Origin of the sequence: Amycolatopsis heterodermiae (genome assembly GCF_034929455.1) — a bacterium.
In the GTDB taxonomy this organism is placed as follows: Bacteria; Actinomycetota; Actinomycetes; order Mycobacteriales; family Pseudonocardiaceae; genus Amycolatopsis; species Amycolatopsis heterodermiae.
Genome location: NZ_JAYFSI010000011.1, coordinates 103,482 through 119,095 on the forward strand (window position 1 = coordinate 103,482; position 15,614 = coordinate 119,095).

Here is a 15,614-nt window from a genome sequence, read left to right on the forward strand (position 1 = left end):
CATCCGGATCGGGTCGATCGTCACGGCCGCGCCGACGCCTGCGCGTCCAGGAGCGCCTCAGCGAGGTTGCGGGCCGCCGTGACGTTACGCCAGCGCGGACCGGACAATTCGTCGGCGAGGACCTTGAGCATGGCATGCACCATGTCCGGCTGTCTGCCCACATCGGCGATCAGCAGCGGTTCGACTTGGGCGGCGGCCCCCTCGAGATCGTCGAGCCGCAGGTGCGCGCGGCCCGTGTCGATCCGGATCATCGGGTCCATGGCGCCCCAGCGGTTCTCCAGCGACAGCTTCTCGTGGGCCTCGCGCGCCGTCTTGAACTCGCGCAACGCCGCCGAAGCCTGCCCGACCGACAGCAGCGACGTCCCCGCCATGTAGTGCCGGCGGTCCTTCGTGATGTTGAAGAACCGGTCCTCGCCACCCGCGCCGAGCTCCGGGTCCTCGATGCTGGTCCAGCGCGCGATCGCGTCCAGCACCTGCGGCTCGGCCTGCACCGACGACCACCCGCGCGCCTCGGCGAGGATCAGCGGCGCGTCGGTCAGCCGCCCGCCCACCTGGTAGTTGAGCCCGTCGGCGGCCAGTTTCGCGGACTCCACGCCGCTGCCGGCCCAGAACGCCACGCGGGCCTGCGAAGTGCGCACCCAGCGCCGGGCGAGGAAGTCGTCGGCGTACTGCGTGTAGAGCCAGGCGGCGGAGTTCAGCTCCCGCGAAAGCCGGAACCGCCCGAGGTCACCCGCGATCCACGCCATCATCGACGCGCACTTCGCCCCGACGAGCAGCAGGTCCTGGGTCTGCTTCGGACGCTGACGGCCCCGCAGCAGCGCGGCCGTCCGTTCCCCGACGACGGCGAGCTGCGAGAGCGCCGAGTCCGGCGCGGTCCGCGTGTAGGCGCCGCCGACGAAGTCGAGGTCCGACCACAGGTCGTCGAGCTGGACGTCGTCCACGTTGGTCTTGGTGAGCAGGATGGCGTCGTCGAGCGAACCCGCGCCGACGTCGGCGTCCGGGCCGGGCTCGACGCGGGCGACGGCGCGGGCCGGGTACGGCAGTTCCTCCGCCGCGGCCGGCGGGGCCGCGGCGGGCTCGACGTCGGCGTGGTACTCGGCGAGGTCCTTGGCCGGGAGCTGCTCGAGGTCACGCAGCCCGAGCAGGGACTTCCAGCTCGTGCCGTACACCTGGGCCAGCACCCGCAGGGCGGTGATGGTGGGCCGGACGCCGCGTTCGGGCCACTGCTCGTACTCCCAGATGCGGGTACCCCGCATACCCGCACGGGGGTCACCCGTAAGGGTGTTGAACTGGTGTGCCGCCACGTCCAGCGACAACTCGGACGCCAGCCGCCAAGCGGTGCGCGGCGGGACCCCGCAGTCGACGATCAGGTTCTCCGCCACGCGCGCCGGGATGGCCTCGGCGGGAAACCCCAAGGCTGCCAACCGGTCGCGCAACTGTGCCCGGTACGGCTTACTCCCTGGTTTGACCTGTCGACTCATCGTTCATCCAACGATTTCCGGAGTACTGGTGCACGGACCGACAGTACCGCAGCGTGACGGTGGCGGCCTCCGATGCGGCAAAGCCGCGATACCCGGGAAAAGCGCGGATGCGGGACATAAGAAGTGCCGGCCGACCTGGGGGTCGTCGGCCGGCACCGGGGCGGGGCGAACCCCGCCGTCGCTCATTATGCACGTGCAGCCGCCGGCGCGCAGCACGAACGCGCGCCCCGGCTGCACGTGCGTCAGCCCGCGGCGAGGAAGTGCTGCCGGACCCCCGCGCCGAACGCCGTCGGCGTGCCGTCGTAGGCCGAGATCAGCGCGGGCCCGGTGGAGCAGTTCCAGGTGTTCCAGGTCCAGCCGAGGTAGGACGCCTGGTGGCGGTCGAGCCAGTCCATCAGGCCGGTGACGTAGCCGCTCGCGCAGTCGTTCTCGCCGATCTCGCCGGCCACCAGCGGCACGGCCGCCGCGACCGGGGCGAGCTGGCTGTCCCAGCAGGACGACGAGCTGCAGGTGTTGAAGTTGTACGAGTGCCAGGACGCCACCAGGTTGCCCGCCGGGTCGCTCGGCTTGTACTGCAGCCACTGGGTCAGGTCGTTCGAGTAGGCCAGCCCGCCCAGCATGAGCACGTTGGTCGCACCGGTCGCGCGGACGGCGTTCACCAGCGTCTGCATGCCCGCCACCGCGTAGCCGATGCCGGAGCACGCCGAGCCGCCGTCGCGCCAGCACGTCCAGGCCGCGGCCGAGCCGGAGACGGCGCGGTCGAGGTAGGGCTCGTTGAACAGATCCAGGATGGTCGCGCCGTCACCCTTGAACGTGTTCGCGACCGACGTCCACAGGTCCACGGCGTGCGCGGCGTCGGTCATCGGCTTCTGGCACGTCGAGTTGACGTCGGCGCACGCCGAGGAGTTTCCGGTGTAGACGCCCTGGGTCCAGTGCAGGTCGAGGATCGCGACCAAGCCGTTCTGGTGCAAGAGGTCCACATAGGACTTGAGCGCGGCGCGGTAGGTCGCGCCGGAGTAGGCGGGTTCGACGTTCGGCAGGCCGAGCCAGCAGTCCTCGTTGAACGGCACGCGCACGACGTTGGCGTGCCAGCTCTTGATGGCGGCCACGGAGGCGGCGTCCATCGGGCCGTCGAAGATGCCGTTGCCCTGCACGCAGGCGAACTCGGCGCCGGAGCGGTTCACCCCGCGGAGGGTGACGGGCGTGCCCGCGGAGTCGGCCAGGCGGTTGCCCGCGACGTGCAGAGCGGGCGCGCCCCCGGCCGGCGGCGGGGTCGTGGTGACGGTCGTCGGTGGTGGCGTGGTGGTCGTCGGCGGCGGGGTGCCGCCGCAGGGCGCGCCGTTGACGCTGATCGACGCGGGCGCGGTGTTGGTGCCGCTGTAGCCGAAGTTGGCCCCGGCGGTGACCGAGGCGTTCGGGGCGACGGTGCCGTTCCAGCCCGCCGGGGTGACGGTGACTGTCTTGCCCGTCTGGGACCAAGTGCCGTTCCAGCCCTGCTGGAGCTGCTGGTTGCCGGTGTAGGTCCAGCTGACCTGCCAGCCGGTCAGCGGCGTCGTCCCGACGTTCTTGAGGGTGAGGTTGGCGGTGAAGCCGCTCCCCCAGTCGTTCACGGTGTAGCCGACTTCGCAGGCCGTCGCCGCCGCGGCGGGCGTCGGCGTGCCGAGGGTGAAGGCCGTCGTCGCGCCGACGACGGCGAGCGCGCTGAGGGCGCCGAGCAGTGCTGGTCCGGAACGCATCGATCACTCCTTTGTGCACGACAGGACACCTGAGAGCGCTCCCAGCACCGGTGGACGCTACCGCTCGGCCCGGCGGCTGTAAACCTCGTGGCGATCTCCCGCGAACAACCCGGAATCCACTCCAACGGCGGCATCCGCCCGCTCCCGCCGGTGGCGCAGCGCGACCGGGACATTTCTTCCACGCCAACGGGTTCGGCCGTTCAGGAGCGTTCAGTTCGCTTCGTTCGCGGAACCCCCGCCGAAAACCGACCACCGGATCGGGTCACGTCCGGGTCGCGCTTTACAACGACGATACGGCGGGGTTACCTTCTCGTCGGCTGGAAGCGCTCCCATGCCAGGCCGACGTCGTCAGACCGAAGCCACGAAACACCAGGGGCGCCGTGGCTTCCGTCACGGCGCCCCTGTTCGTGTCCCCCGTCCGGGAAGGAACCCCGATGAAGAGGTTCGCCGCCGCCCTGGCCGGGCTCTGCCTCGCCGCGGCGGGCACCACGGCGGTCCTCGCCGCGGGCCCGGCCGCCGCCGCTCCCGCCTGCGGTGTCGACTACCACGTCGACCAGTGGGCGACCGGGTTCACCGCCCAGGTCACCGTCACGAACGGCGCCACCGCGCTCGCGTCCTGGACCCTCTCCTGGCACTACGCGGGCACCCAGGTCGTGACGTCCGGGTGGAACGCGACCGTCCGCCAGTCCGGCACGGCGGTGACCGCGGAGAGCCTGCCGTACAACGCGTCCCTGCCCGCCGGCGGCACCGTGACGTTCGGGCTGCAGGGCACGTACTCCGGCAGCAATCCCGCGCCGGGCGACTTCGCGCTCAACGGCGTCTCGTGCGGTGGTGAAGCGCCGCCGACCACAACCACTTCTTCGCCGCCGCCCGCCGGGTGCGCCGACGTCTGCGACGACTTCGAGCAGCAGACCGGCACCACCCCGGGCGGGCGGTGGACGATCGGCGCGGCGAACTGCACCGGCACCGGCACGGTCTCCGTCGACAGCACGGTGGCGCACTCGGGCACCCGCTCGGTCAAGGTCACCGGCCAGGGCGGGTACTGCAACCACGCCTTCCTTGGCACGCCCCTGGCCACCGGGACCGTCCGGTACGGCCGGCTCTGGGTCCGCCACACGACCCCGCTGCCCGCCGGGCACGTCACGTTCCTGGCACTGAAGGACAGCGCCGACGGCGGCCGCGACCTGCGGGCCGGCGGCCAGAACCGGGCCCTGCAGTGGAACCGCGAGTCCGACGACGCGACCCTGCCCGCGCAGAGCCCGGCCGGCGTGGCGCTGAGCGTGCCGCTGCCGACCGGGACCTGGTCGTGCTTCGAGTTCGGGATCGACGGGCCCGCCGGGCAGCTGCGGACCTGGCTGAACGGCACCGAGGTACCCGGCCTGGTCGTCGACGGCGTCCCGACCCCCGACGTCGACCAGCAGTGGCTGGCGCGGGCCTGGCACCCGTCCCTCACCGACCTGCGCCTGGGCTGGGAGAGCTACGGCACCGACGCGGACACGCTCTGGTTCGACGACGTCGCCACCGGCCCCGCGCGCATCGGCTGCTAAGCCACGATGCGGTCGATCTCCGCCAGCTCCTCGTCCGTGAACTCCAGGTTCGCCACCGCCGCCACCGTGTTCTCCAGCTGGGCGACGCTGCTCGCGCCGATCAGCGCCGACGTCACGCGGCCGCGCCGGAGGATCCAGGCGATCGCCATCTGCGCCAGCGATTGGCCGCGCCGCTTCGCGACGTCGTTCAGCGCGCGGATGGTCGCCAGGGTCTCCTCGGTGAGCCGGTCCTCGGTCAGGAACGGGCTGGCCCCGGCGGCGCGGGAGCCGGCCGGGATGCCGTCGAGGTAGCGGTCGGTGAGCAGGCCCTGGCTCAGCGGCGAGTACGCGATCGAGCCGACGCCGTGCTCGCCCAGGGTGTCGAGCAGGCCGTCTTCGACCCAGCGGTTCAGGATCGAGTACGACGGCTGGTGGATCAGCAGCGGCGTGCCGAGCTCGCGCAGCGCCCGCAGCGCGGCGTCCGTTCGCTCCGGCGAGTAGTTGGAGATGCCTGCGTAGAGCGCCTTGCCCGACCGGACCGCCGTGTCGAGGGCGCCCATGGTCTCCTCGATCGGGGTGTCCGGGTCCGGACGGTGCGAGTAGAAGATGTCGAAGTGGTCCAGACCCGTGCGGGCGAGGCTCTGGTCGAGGCTCGCGAGGACGCTCTTGCGGGAGCCCCACTCGCCGTACGGGCCGTCCCACATCAGGTAGCCCGCCTTGGACGACACCAGGATCTCGTCGCGGTACGGGCGGAAGTCGGCCGCGTAGTGCCGCCCGAAGTTCGCCTCGGCCGCGCCCGGCGGCGGGCCGTAGTTGTTGGCCAGGTCGAAGTGCGTCACCCCGAGGTCGAACGCCCGGCGCAGCACCGCGCGCTGGACGTCGAGGGGCTTGTCGTCCCCGAAGTTGTGCCACAGGCCGAGCGACACGGCGGGCAGCTTGAGCCCGCTGCGCCCGGCGCGCCGGTACGGCATGCCCGCGTAGCGGTCCGCGGCGGCGGCGAAAGGCGACATGGTTCTCCTTGTCGGGAGGGAAACGACTTTCCGAGCCTACCCGCGTGATCAGCTTCCCTCGGCCACCGCGCCCCGGTCGAGGGACAGCACGCCGGCGAAGGAGACGGCCGGCGGCAGCACGGGCAGCAGCGTCGCCTGGTAGGCGTGGTAGACGTCCGGCTTGCCCGCCCAGACGGTCGCGGCCGGGCGGTTCTCCGGGTCCAGCTCGTGGTGCCACGAGCCGCGTTCCCGGTCGACGAAGCAGGCTTCGGCGTGCTGGCACCACTCCTCGAACCGGGCGAGGTAGGCCGGGTCGCCGGTCTCCTGGTGCAGCGTCCACGCGGCGGCGATCGCCTCGGCGACCACCCAGTGGAGCCGGTTGCGCACGACCGGGACGCCGTCGAAATCGGTCGTGTAGACGAAGCCCGGGTGGCCGTCGACGGCCCAGCCGTCCCGCACCGCCGTGGCGAACAGCGCCTCGGCGTCCGGCACCAGCCACTCCGGTGCACCGGAGCCGAGCGCTCGCTTCAGATGTACCGCTAGGCGGGACCATTCGAGCAGGTGCCCGATGGTGACGCCGAACGGGCGGAACGGGTGCGCGGGCTCGTCCCGGTTGAACTCCAGGCGCACGTGCCACTGCGCGTCGTAGTGCTCCGGCAGGCGCCAGCCGTGCGCGCGGGCCTCGCCGTGCACCAGGTGCTCCACAATGGACAACGCGCGGGCAGCCCAGACCGGGTCGCCGGTGACATCGTTGACAGCGAGCAGCGCTTCGACCGTGTGCATGTTGGCGTTGGCGCCGCGGTAGTCCTCGAGCCGCGTCCAGCCGCGGTCCCAGACGTCGGCGACCCGGCCGTGGCCCGGCTCCCAGAACCGGCGCTCGAAGACGTCGAGGGCGTCCGCCAGCAGCGCGTCCGCGCCCTCAGCCCCGGCGGCCACCGCGCTCGCGGCGGCCAGCACGACGAAGGCGTGCTCGTACGCGCGCTTCTCGCCGTCCGCGGGCCCGTCCGGGCTCGCCGCGGCGAACCAGCCGCCGTGGCCTGGATCCCGCAGCAGCCCGGTCAACCCGGCGACGCCGTGCGCGACCTGCTTCACCGCGCCCGGCACGCCTTGTAGCGACGCGAGCGCGAAGACGTGCGTCATCCGGCAGGTGATCCACGTTTCGACGGGCCGGTCGAGGACCGGGTGCCCGGTGTCGTCGAGCCAGGCGAAACCGCCGGCGGGATGCGCCGCCGACGCGGCGAAACCGAGCAGCCGGGCGGGTTCGGCCCGCACCCAGGAGGGGACCGAAGACGGAATGTCCACTTTCCGACAACCTTGCCTTTCTCCACTGACCAGCCCGGTGATCGGGTGCCTTTCCCAAGGTATGCCAAAGCTCCCGCGCCAGTCACCCGCCCCCTCGCCCGGATGTTCCCGAAGCCGCCGCCACCGCGTATCCTGACATTGGGAGCGCTCCCAGTCTTCGACGCACGCAACCCATCGAAGGGACTGACGTGACCAGGAGACGAAGTACGATCCTCGCCGCCGTGACGGTGCTGGTGGCGAGCCTGACCGCCGTGCTGCTGAACACGGGCACCGCCGAAGCGCACGGCGCCATGATGAAACCGGGCAGCCGGACCTTCCTGTGCTGGCAGGACGGGCTGAGCTCGACCGGCCAGATCATCCCGCAGAACCCCGCCTGCTCGGCCGCGGTGGCCACCAGCGGCGCCAACTCGCTGTACAACTGGTTCGCCGTGCTGCGCTCCGACGGCGCCGGGCGCACCCGCGGCTTCATCCCGGACGGGAAGCTGTGCTCGGGCGGGAACCCGAACTACGCCGGGTTCGACCAGGTCGGCGACTGGCCGCTGACCCACCTCACCGCGGGGTCCACGTTCGACTTCTCCTACAACGCGTGGGCGGCCCACCCGGGCTGGTTCTACACCTACGTGACGAAGGACGGCTGGGACCCGTCGAAACCGCTGACCTGGGACTCGCTGGAGGACCAGCCGTTCCTGACCGTCGATCACCCGCCCGTGACCGGGCAGGTCGGCACCGTAGACGGCCAGTACAAGTGGACCGGCGCGCTCCCGGCGAACAAGACGGGACGGCACGTCATCTATTCGGTCTGGAAGCGCTCCGACAGCGCCGAGACGTTCTACGGCTGCTCGGACGTCACGTTCGACGGCGGGCACGGCGAGGTCACCGGGGTGCACGACCCGGGCACCCCGCCGACGACGCCGACGACCCCGACGTCTCCCCCGCCGACCGGCGGCTCGTGCATGGCGATGTACGAGATCACGAACGCGTGGAACGGCGGCTACCAGGCCACGGTGACGATCATGAACCACAGCACCACGGCCTACTCCGGCTGGCAGGCGGGCTGGACGCTGCCCGCGGGCCAGACGGTCGGCAGCGTCTGGAACGGGACGCTGAGCCAGTCCGGCTCGGTGGTGACGGTGCGCAACGCGGACTGGAACGGCCGGATCGCCCCGGACGGCGAGACGACGTTCGGGCTGGTCGTCAACGCGTCCGGGACCAACCCGGCCCAGCCGTCCCCCACCTGCCAGGGCACCTGACGCGAAGGTCCGTGAAGGCCACATCGAGGGACTCTGAGTCCCTTGATGTGGCCTTCACGGACCGGGACGCGCGGGGCCGGTGCTGCCGCGGGTGACCAGCGACGGTGGTGACGTGCGGACGTCGCCGGGGTCGCCGCCCGTCATGAGGTCCCGCAGCACGGACACCGCGAGCGCGCCGAACTCCGCGACCGGGCGGCGCACCGCGGTCAGCGCCGGGCGGACCAGGCGACAGAGGGCCGAGTCGTCCCACGCCACCACCGAGACGTCGTCCGGCACCGCGAGACCCAGTTCCCGCAGCGCGGTGATCCCGGCGACGGCGAGGACGTCGGTGTCGTACAGCAGCGCGGTCGGCGGCCGGCTTCCCGCCAGCAGCCGCCGGGTCGCGGCCACCCCGCCCTCGCCCGAGTGGTCCGTGTGGACGGTCCGCGCGCCGGCCAGGCCCAGCCGGCCGGCCACCGCGGCGAACGCCTCGGCCCGCACCCGCGTCTGGACCAGCACCCCCGGCCCGGTGACCCACGCGACCCGGCGGTGCCCGAGCGCGGCCAGGTAACCGAGCACCTCGCCGACCGCGGCGGCGTCGTCCACCCGCACCGAGGGGACGCCCGGGCAGCCGAGCGGGCCGCCCAGCGCCACCGCCGGCAGGCCGATCCGGGGCAGTTCGGCGATCCGGTCGTCGTCACGCCGGGGGCCGGTGAGCAGCACGCCGCCGGCCCGGCGCTCGCCGTGCCAGCGCCGGTAGACCTCCAGCTCGGCGGCGTGGTCCGGGGCCACCTGCAGGATCAGGGACGCCGGTCCGAGCTCACGCTGGATCCCGGTGAGCAGGGCCAGGAACACCGGCTCGACGCCGAGGACGTCCGCGGGCCGGTCCAGCACCATCCCCACCGCCCCGGCGCGGACGCCGGACAGCGCCCGCGCCGTCTCGCTCGGCTCCCAGCCCAGCTCCCGGGCGATCGCCGTGATCCGGTGCCGGGTCGCTTCGGAGACGCCGGGGCGTCCATTGAGGGCATAGGACACGGCCCCTTTGGACACTCCGGCCTCGCGGGCGATGTCGGTGATCGTCGGACGCTTCATCGCGCTCCTCCACTGGACCCGTTGCACCACAAGAAATCCGACCCCAGTGCTTGACCGGTTCATCACGTGCCCGTGTCCGTCCGGACACCCGCAGTCGCCCACCTTGACACTCGTGGCCTGCGGAAACAAGACTCCGACCGGGAGCGCTCCCACCCTCGTGTGCGAGCGCGAGTCGCGAACCGGGAGTGCGCACACGTGAGGAAGTTCCGAAGAACACTGGCGGCCGCCACGGCCGCCGTCCTGCTGGTCCTGACCGGGGGCTGCGGCCCCGCCACGCCGGAGAGCTTCACGCTCACCCTGGCGACGTTCGGGCAGTTCGGCTACGACGACCTGATCCCCGGGTACGAGTTCACCCACCCCGGGATCACCATCCGCCAGGTCCGGACCGAGCAGGGCGGCCCGTACCACCAGGACCTGCTGGCCAAGCTGCAGAGCGGGCAGGGCCTCGCCGACGTCCAGGCCGTCGAGGAGGGCCACCTCGCCGACGTGCTCGCCCAGTCGGCGAAATTCGCCGACCTGGCCGAGATCGGCCCGTCCGACGTGCAGCCCGGGCGCTGGCTGGAGTGGAAGTACGAGGCCGGGCGCAGCAAGGACGGCAAGCTCGTCGGCTACGGGACGGACATCGGCCCGCTCGCGATGTGCTACCGCAAGGACCTCCTCGAGGCCGCCGGGCTCCCCACGGATCCCGGCTCGGTGAAGACGATGTTCGCGAGCTGGGACAGCTACTTCCAGGCCGGCGAGCGGTACGTCAAGCGCTCCAAGGGAAAGGCCTGGTTCGACTCGGCCGCGCAGAACTTCAACGCCATGGTCAACCAGCTCCCGACCGGGTACCTCGACCGGCAGGACCGCCCGGCGTTCGACACGAACACCGGGCTCCGGGCCGCCTGGGACCAGGTCACCCGGGCCGTCAAGCAGGGCCAGTCGGCCGGGCTGACGGCCTTCGCCGACGACGGCAACGCCGGCCTGCGCAACGGGACGTTCGCGACGAAGGTCTGTCCATCGTGGATGCTCGGCGCGATCGAGCAGCAGGCCGGGCCGGGCAACGCGGGCAAGTGGGCGATCACCGACGCCTTCCCGGACGGCGGCGGCAACTGGGGCGGCTCCTACCTCACGGTGCCGGCGGCGAGCCCGCACCAGAAGGAGGCCGCCGCGCTGGCCGCCTGGCTCACCGCGCCGGAGCAGCAGCTGCACGCGTTCCGGGTCAGCGGGAACTTCCCCAGCCAGGTCGACGCCTTCACCTCGCCCGACCTGCTCAGCGAGATGAACGGCTACTTCGGCGGCGCGCTGAGCGGGCAGGTCTTCGTCGCGCAGGCCCGCAAGGTCGGGAAGCCGCAGTACAAGGGCCCCGGTGACGGGAAGATCCAGGAGACGGTCGTCGCGCCGGCGCTCAAGGCCGTCGAGCAGGGCGCCGACCCCGCCGCCGTCTGGCAGCAGGTGAAGCTGGGTGCGAGCCGGCTGGTGCCGTGACCGGAAATCCGGTGGAACGGACGCGCCGGGGCGGGCAGGGTGCGGGGTATGACCACTCCCCTGCCCGCACCCTGGCTGCACCTCGGGATCCGGCGTCCCGGCCCGGACGACCACCTGCCCGTCCTGGCCCTCCTCGACACCTGGTGGGGCGGCCTCGGCGGCGAGGAAGGCATGCGGCAACGGGCCCTCCTCCTGCCGAAGCTGATGTTCCAGCACTTCGGCGACAGCAGTTTCCTGGTGACGTCGGGTGACCGGATCGTCGCGTTCCTGATCGGGTTCCTGTCGCAGTCGCGGCCGGACGAGAGCTACATCCACTTCGTCGGCGTCGACCCCGCCGAGCGCGGGTCCGGCCTGGGCGCGGAACTGTACGAGCGGTTCTTCGCCCACAGCCGGGCGCACGGGCGCTCGGTCGTCCGGGCGATCACGTCGCCGCAGAACGGTGGTTCGCACGCCTTCCACACCAGGATGGGGTTCGTGACCGAACCCGGGCCGAAGGAGTTCGAAGGACGGCCGGTCCAGCCCGACTACGACGGGCCCGGGCTGGACCGGCTCTCGTTCCGGAAGGACCTCAGCCCGACAGGCTGAAGGAGCGCACGCCCAGGCCGGTCTGGCCCTGCCACGGCTCGAAACCGAACTGGACGCTCGTCAGGTACCAGGCGTCGCTGATCTTGCCGCGGCCCACGGCGTCCCGGGTGAAGTCCGTGAGGTTGACGTCGAGGCTGTCGGTCCCGCCGGTCCGGACGTAGGAGATGACGTTCCAGCCGATGTTGCCGAACCAGACGTTCCAGGTCGCCCCGGCGAGCTGCACGGTGCCGATGACGCTGCCGACCGGCTGCGGGGCACCGCGGTGGTTGCCCCAGATCATCACCTCGGCGCCGGTGTTCTGCCCGGCCGGGTTGGGATTCGGGTCGTACCAGACGTCGTAGGAGGCGTCCCACTGTCCGGCTTGGACGGTCGTGTAGTCCACCCGGGACGTCAGCGAGCCGAGCGAACGGACCTGCCGCGGCAGGCCGCTGCCGGTGCTGCAGTTGCCGTAGTGGCAGCCGGCGTAGACCGACGGGTAGCTGCCGGGGGCGCCGTTCGTCGGCCGGTTGTGCGACGCCGTCGTCACGCTGAAGCCGGTGGCCGACACCGAGAGGCACTGGGTCGTGTCGTCACCCCAGTTGTTGTTCTGGACGATGTAGCGGCCACCTTGGATGCGCAGCGAGCCGTACTTGTCGCACAGCTGCGTGTCGGCGGCCGCCGGTGGCGCGGTGAGCACGACACCGCCGGAGAGCAGCACGGCCGTGGCTCCGAACGACGCCAGTGTGGCCCGTAGCCGGTTCTTCATGGGGGTTCCTTCCGGTCGGGGACGGGTGGAAACCCGGGCCGGACGGCGGCTGCGCAGGCACCGCCCGGCCCGGGAGATCGGTTACTGAATGGCCGGGTAGGCGTTCTGGACCAGCTGCTCGAACTGGGCCTGGAACCACTTGCCGGACAGCGGCGAGTTCGGCAGGGCCCCGGTCAGGTTCCCGCCGTTCGCCTGGTCGGTGCCGTGGTAGGTCGGGTCGCACATCCGGTCGAAGCCCTTGCCCTCGTCGTTCGGGATCTGCGAGCTCGCGCCGTCGGACTCACCCGGCGGCTTCACCCAGACGTAGGCGTCGAAGTGCGCCGCGGGCGACGCCGTCGGCCGCGCACCCAGCCCGGCCCCGCTCTGGTTGCACCAGTTGCCGCGGTGCAGCCGCAGGTCGACCCGGCCCGAGTTCACGTAACTGTCCACGGTGGACCCCGAGGCCCCGGTCGGGCGGGCCGCGCCGCCCCAGCCGTTGCGGGAGGTGTCGATCAGCATGCCGATGCTGCTCGGCAGGCCCGCCGCAACGAACGCGTTGTACATCGCGGTGGCGAACGGCGCCTCGGCGAAGTACGGGTTCCACTGGTAGAACGTCGCCGACTTGATCTGCTGGCCGCCGACGGTCAGGTTCGGGTCCGGCAGGTTCGGCTCGGTGGTCGGGGTGTAGTTCGCCGTGTCGCTGATGAAGCCGTCCAGGCTGTTCACCCCGGCCGTCGTCCCCTGCAGCGTCTGCTTGACCAGGTTGACGAACGGGCCGAAGTTGCTGTCCCAGCCCAGCCACGCCGAGTGCGCGATGTCGAGGTAGTTGTAGACGTTCGAGATCGCGTGCAGCTTGTTCAGCGCGTACTGGATGCCCTGGGTGTACGCCCCGCTGGACTGCGCCTCGGCGCACTTCGCCTGCGCGGTGTTGGTGATCAGGTTGGGCAGCGAGTCCGGTTCGACGATCGCGACGACCCGCAGCGGCGCGTACTTCGCGTCGGACAGGATCGAGGCGATCGGGTCGATGTACTCGGACTTGTAGCGGGCCAGGCCGTTGGAGGCGACCTGCAGCTCACCGTTGGACGCCAGCGCCGCGCAGTCGCGGTTGGGCAGGTCGTAGACGACGATCTGGATCGTCACCGGCGTCCCGCCGCTCTGCTGGGCCAGGGCCGCGTCGAGGTGCCCGCGCAGGCCGCGCGCGCTCGACGTGCCCTCGATGGCCGCGATCCGGTCGAGCCAGACGGCGGTCGAGGTGTTCGCCACCTTGGCCATCTGGGTGCCGAGCGTGCCGCCCTTGGCCGCGGCCGCGGCGGTCACCTCCGCCGACCAGTCCGGGTTCACGTACCCCTTGGCCCCGGCGTACGGGTTGTCCACGTGCGATCCCGCCGGCGGCGGGGTGGTCGTCGTGGGCGGGGTGGTGGGCGTCGTCGGGGTGGTCGGGGTCGTCGGGGTGGTGGTCGGGGTGCCCGTGCTGCCGTCGCAGTGGACGCCGTTGAGGGAGAACGAGGCCGGGACGGCGTTGCTGCCGTTGTACGTGCCGTTGAAGCCGAGGCTCGCGGTTGCGTTGGTGGCCAATGTGGGGCCCCAGCTGGGGTTCTTCGCGCTGACGTGCTTGCCGGTCTGGCTGAACGTCGCGCTCCAGCCCTGCGTGACCTGCTGGTTGCCGCCGAAGTCCCATTCGAGGTTCCAGCCGGAGGTGATGGTGTCACCCAGGTTGGTCACCGTGACGTTCGCGGTGAACCCGGGCTCGTACTGGTTGACGGTGTAGGTGACCTTGCAGCCGCTGGCGGCGGCCGCCGGGCTGCCGCCCGCCACCACCAGGCCGGCCACGACGGCCGCGGCCGTCACCGAGGACGCCACGGCGAACCGTGCTTTCCTCTTCGCGGACCAGAATTCACTCTTCATCGAGTGCGCTCCTTCGTGTCGGTGGATCAGGAAGTGCAAGGGGTGGCGCCGACGGCGAAGCCGGACGGCGTCCCGCTCGAGGCGCCGGTCGCCTGGAAGCCGATCGACGTCGAAGCGCCGCCGGCCAGGTCGGGCGCCCAGGTCGGCGCCTTGGCGGTCGCCTGCGTGCCGGACTGGGTGACGGTGGCGCCCCAGCCGCCGGTGATCTGCGTCCCGGACGCCGCGGTCCAGCCGAGCGACCAGGCCTTCAGCGGGGTGGTGCCGGTGTTCTTCAGCGTCACGGAGGCGACGAAGCCGCCCTGCCACGCGTTGTCGACGTGGTAGGTGACCGCGCAGCTCACCGCGGGTGGCGGGTCGGTCGTCCCGCCGCCGCCCGAACCCGTCGGCGGGATCAGGTACGGCTGCAGGATCGCCTGCTTGGCCTGGTTGACCGTGGTCCAGTCGTCGTTGAGGATGCCGCCGGTGTCGCCGGAGTTGGGGTTCCACGACCAGTACGTGAAGCTCATCCCGGTCGCCCCGGTCCCGGCGTACTTCATCAGTTCCTGCAGCCAGACCTTGTCGCGCGGGTCGGCCAGCGTCGTGCCGAACTCACCGAGCAGCACCGGCGCGATGTTCTGCTTCTGCAGGTAGCCGAAGAAGTGGTCCCACAGCGCGGGCAGGTTCGCCGGGAACGCCGGGTCCGAGAACCACGGCTGGGCGAACACGGACGTCGCGTACTCGTGCGCCGAGTAGACCAGCTTGTCCGCTTTGGACAGTCGCACCGGGAACTGCCGCGCGCCGGAGAGGTTGCCGCCCCACCAGCCGCACTGCGGGTCACCGGTGCCGCTGACGCAGTCGACGCCCTCGACGATGACCAGCCAGTCCGGGTTCGCGGCCAGCACGGCGTTCCCGCCGCGTTCGGCCGCGAGCCGCCAGTCGGTCGCGGTGTCCCCGCACCCCCAGCACGCGCCGCCGCCACCCTGGATCGAGTGCGGCTCGTTGTGCAGGTCGGCGCCGATCACCGTGGTGTTGCCCTTGTAGTGCTGGGCGAGCATCGTCCAGTCGGACAGCCAGCGGCTCTCGGGGTAGGCGCTGGTGTACCAAAGCGCCGACTGCGCGCCGGAGTCCGGCCGGTGCTGGTCGAGGATCACGCGCATGCCTTTGGTGCCGGCGTAGGCGATGATCTTGTCGAGCACCTGCAGCCCGGAAAGCCCCTGCAGGTCCGGGTTCTGGACGGCGTCGATGCTGTTCGGCTTGACGCCCGGGTCGAAGAGCTGGTTCGAATACGGCAGCCGCAGCGTGTTGTACCCGAGGCTCGCCATCTGGTCGAGCATGTCCTGGTAGTTGCGGCTCCAGAGGCCGTGCGGCGAGTAGTTGCCGGTCTCGGCGCCGAACCAGTTGACCCCGGTCATCCGGACCGGCGCGCCGGTGGCGTCGACGAGCTGGGAACCGGACGCGTGCCAGTAGCCGGTGCCGGTGCCTTGTGCCACGGCCTGTGTCGTGGCTTGCGGGGCCGCGGTGGCCGGGGACGCCGTGAGAACGGCGCCCCCGACCAGTGCGGCGACCGCGAAGGCGAGCAGTCGCTTCATCGAATGCCTT

Annotated in this window: 12 protein-coding genes; 4 read left to right on the forward strand and 8 right to left on the reverse strand. The window is 71.6% G+C overall.

Going from position 1 to position 15,614, the window contains the following annotated elements; genetic code table 11:
* Positions 1-20: 20 nt before the first annotated feature.
* Positions 21-1,382 carry a hypothetical protein gene (locus tag VA596_RS36305; RefSeq protein ID WP_323333264.1) on the reverse strand — a complete coding sequence of 454 codons (1,362 nt, stop codon included), beginning with the start codon at positions 1,380-1,382 and terminating at the stop codon, positions 21-23.
* 341 nt (positions 1,383-1,723) lie between these two features.
* A complete protein-coding gene (locus VA596_RS36310; RefSeq protein ID WP_323333266.1) occupies positions 1,724-3,217 on the reverse strand; it encodes a cellulase family glycosylhydrolase in 1,494 nt (497 codons plus the stop codon).
* A 434-nt stretch (positions 3,218-3,651) separates the two neighbouring features.
* Here VA596_RS36310 and VA596_RS36315 point away from each other — a divergent pair, with 434 nt between their 5' ends.
* A complete protein-coding gene (locus VA596_RS36315) occupies positions 3,652-4,764 on the forward strand; it encodes a cellulose-binding domain-containing protein (protein ID WP_323333268.1) in 1,113 nt (370 codons plus the stop codon).
* Here VA596_RS36315 and mgrA read toward each other — a convergent pair.
* Complete coding sequence (gene mgrA / locus VA596_RS36320) at positions 4,761-5,753, reverse strand: L-glyceraldehyde 3-phosphate reductase (RefSeq protein WP_323333270.1); 993 nt, start codon at positions 5,751-5,753, stop codon at positions 4,761-4,763. The two genes, VA596_RS36315 and mgrA, sit on opposite strands and share 4 nt — an antisense overlap.
* Before the next feature lie 48 nt (positions 5,754-5,801).
* Entirely contained in the window at positions 5,802-7,034 is a 1,233-nt protein-coding gene (locus VA596_RS36325) for an AGE family epimerase/isomerase (RefSeq protein WP_323333272.1), read from the reverse strand.
* Positions 7,035-7,255: 221 nt separating this feature from the next.
* Between VA596_RS36325 and VA596_RS36330 the strand changes: the two genes are divergently transcribed.
* Positions 7,256-8,284, forward strand: a complete 1,029-nt coding sequence (locus VA596_RS36330; RefSeq protein WP_323333274.1) for a lytic polysaccharide monooxygenase — start codon at positions 7,256-7,258, stop codon at positions 8,282-8,284.
* A gap of 54 nt (positions 8,285-8,338) precedes the next feature.
* On the opposite strand, the gene VA596_RS36335 is transcribed toward VA596_RS36330, so the two are convergent.
* Positions 8,339-9,355: a LacI family DNA-binding transcriptional regulator gene (locus tag VA596_RS36335; RefSeq protein WP_323333275.1), complete on the reverse strand. Its 1,017-nt coding sequence runs from the start codon at positions 9,353-9,355 to the stop codon at positions 8,339-8,341.
* A gap of 195 nt (positions 9,356-9,550) precedes the next feature.
* Here VA596_RS36335 and VA596_RS36340 point away from each other — a divergent pair, with 195 nt between their 5' ends.
* Positions 9,551-10,822 carry an ABC transporter substrate-binding protein gene (locus tag VA596_RS36340; protein WP_410171958.1) on the forward strand — a complete coding sequence of 424 codons (1,272 nt, stop codon included), beginning with the start codon at positions 9,551-9,553 and terminating at the stop codon, positions 10,820-10,822.
* 48 nt (positions 10,823-10,870) lie between these two features.
* Positions 10,871-11,407: a GNAT family N-acetyltransferase gene (locus tag VA596_RS36345; protein ID WP_323333277.1), complete on the forward strand. Its 537-nt coding sequence runs from the start codon at positions 10,871-10,873 to the stop codon at positions 11,405-11,407.
* Here VA596_RS36345 and VA596_RS36350 read toward each other — a convergent pair.
* The 3 genes from VA596_RS36350 to VA596_RS36360 form a co-directional block, all read right to left on the reverse strand.
* The gene (locus VA596_RS36350) at positions 11,391-12,152 is read right to left on the reverse strand and encodes a GH12 family glycosyl hydrolase domain-containing protein (protein ID WP_323333279.1); all 762 of its coding nucleotides are present in this window, start codon (positions 12,150-12,152) and stop codon (positions 11,391-11,393) included. The genes VA596_RS36345 and VA596_RS36350 overlap by 17 nt on opposite strands.
* 81 nt (positions 12,153-12,233) lie before the next feature.
* On the reverse strand, positions 12,234-14,036 hold the full coding sequence (locus VA596_RS36355; protein ID WP_323333281.1) for a glycoside hydrolase family 6 protein: 1,803 nt from the start codon (positions 14,034-14,036) through the stop codon (positions 12,234-12,236).
* A 26-nt stretch (positions 14,037-14,062) separates the two neighbouring features.
* Positions 14,063-15,604, reverse strand: a complete 1,542-nt coding sequence (locus VA596_RS36360; protein ID WP_323333283.1) for a cellulase family glycosylhydrolase — start codon at positions 15,602-15,604, stop codon at positions 14,063-14,065.
* Between the last annotated feature and the right edge of the window lie 10 nt (positions 15,605-15,614).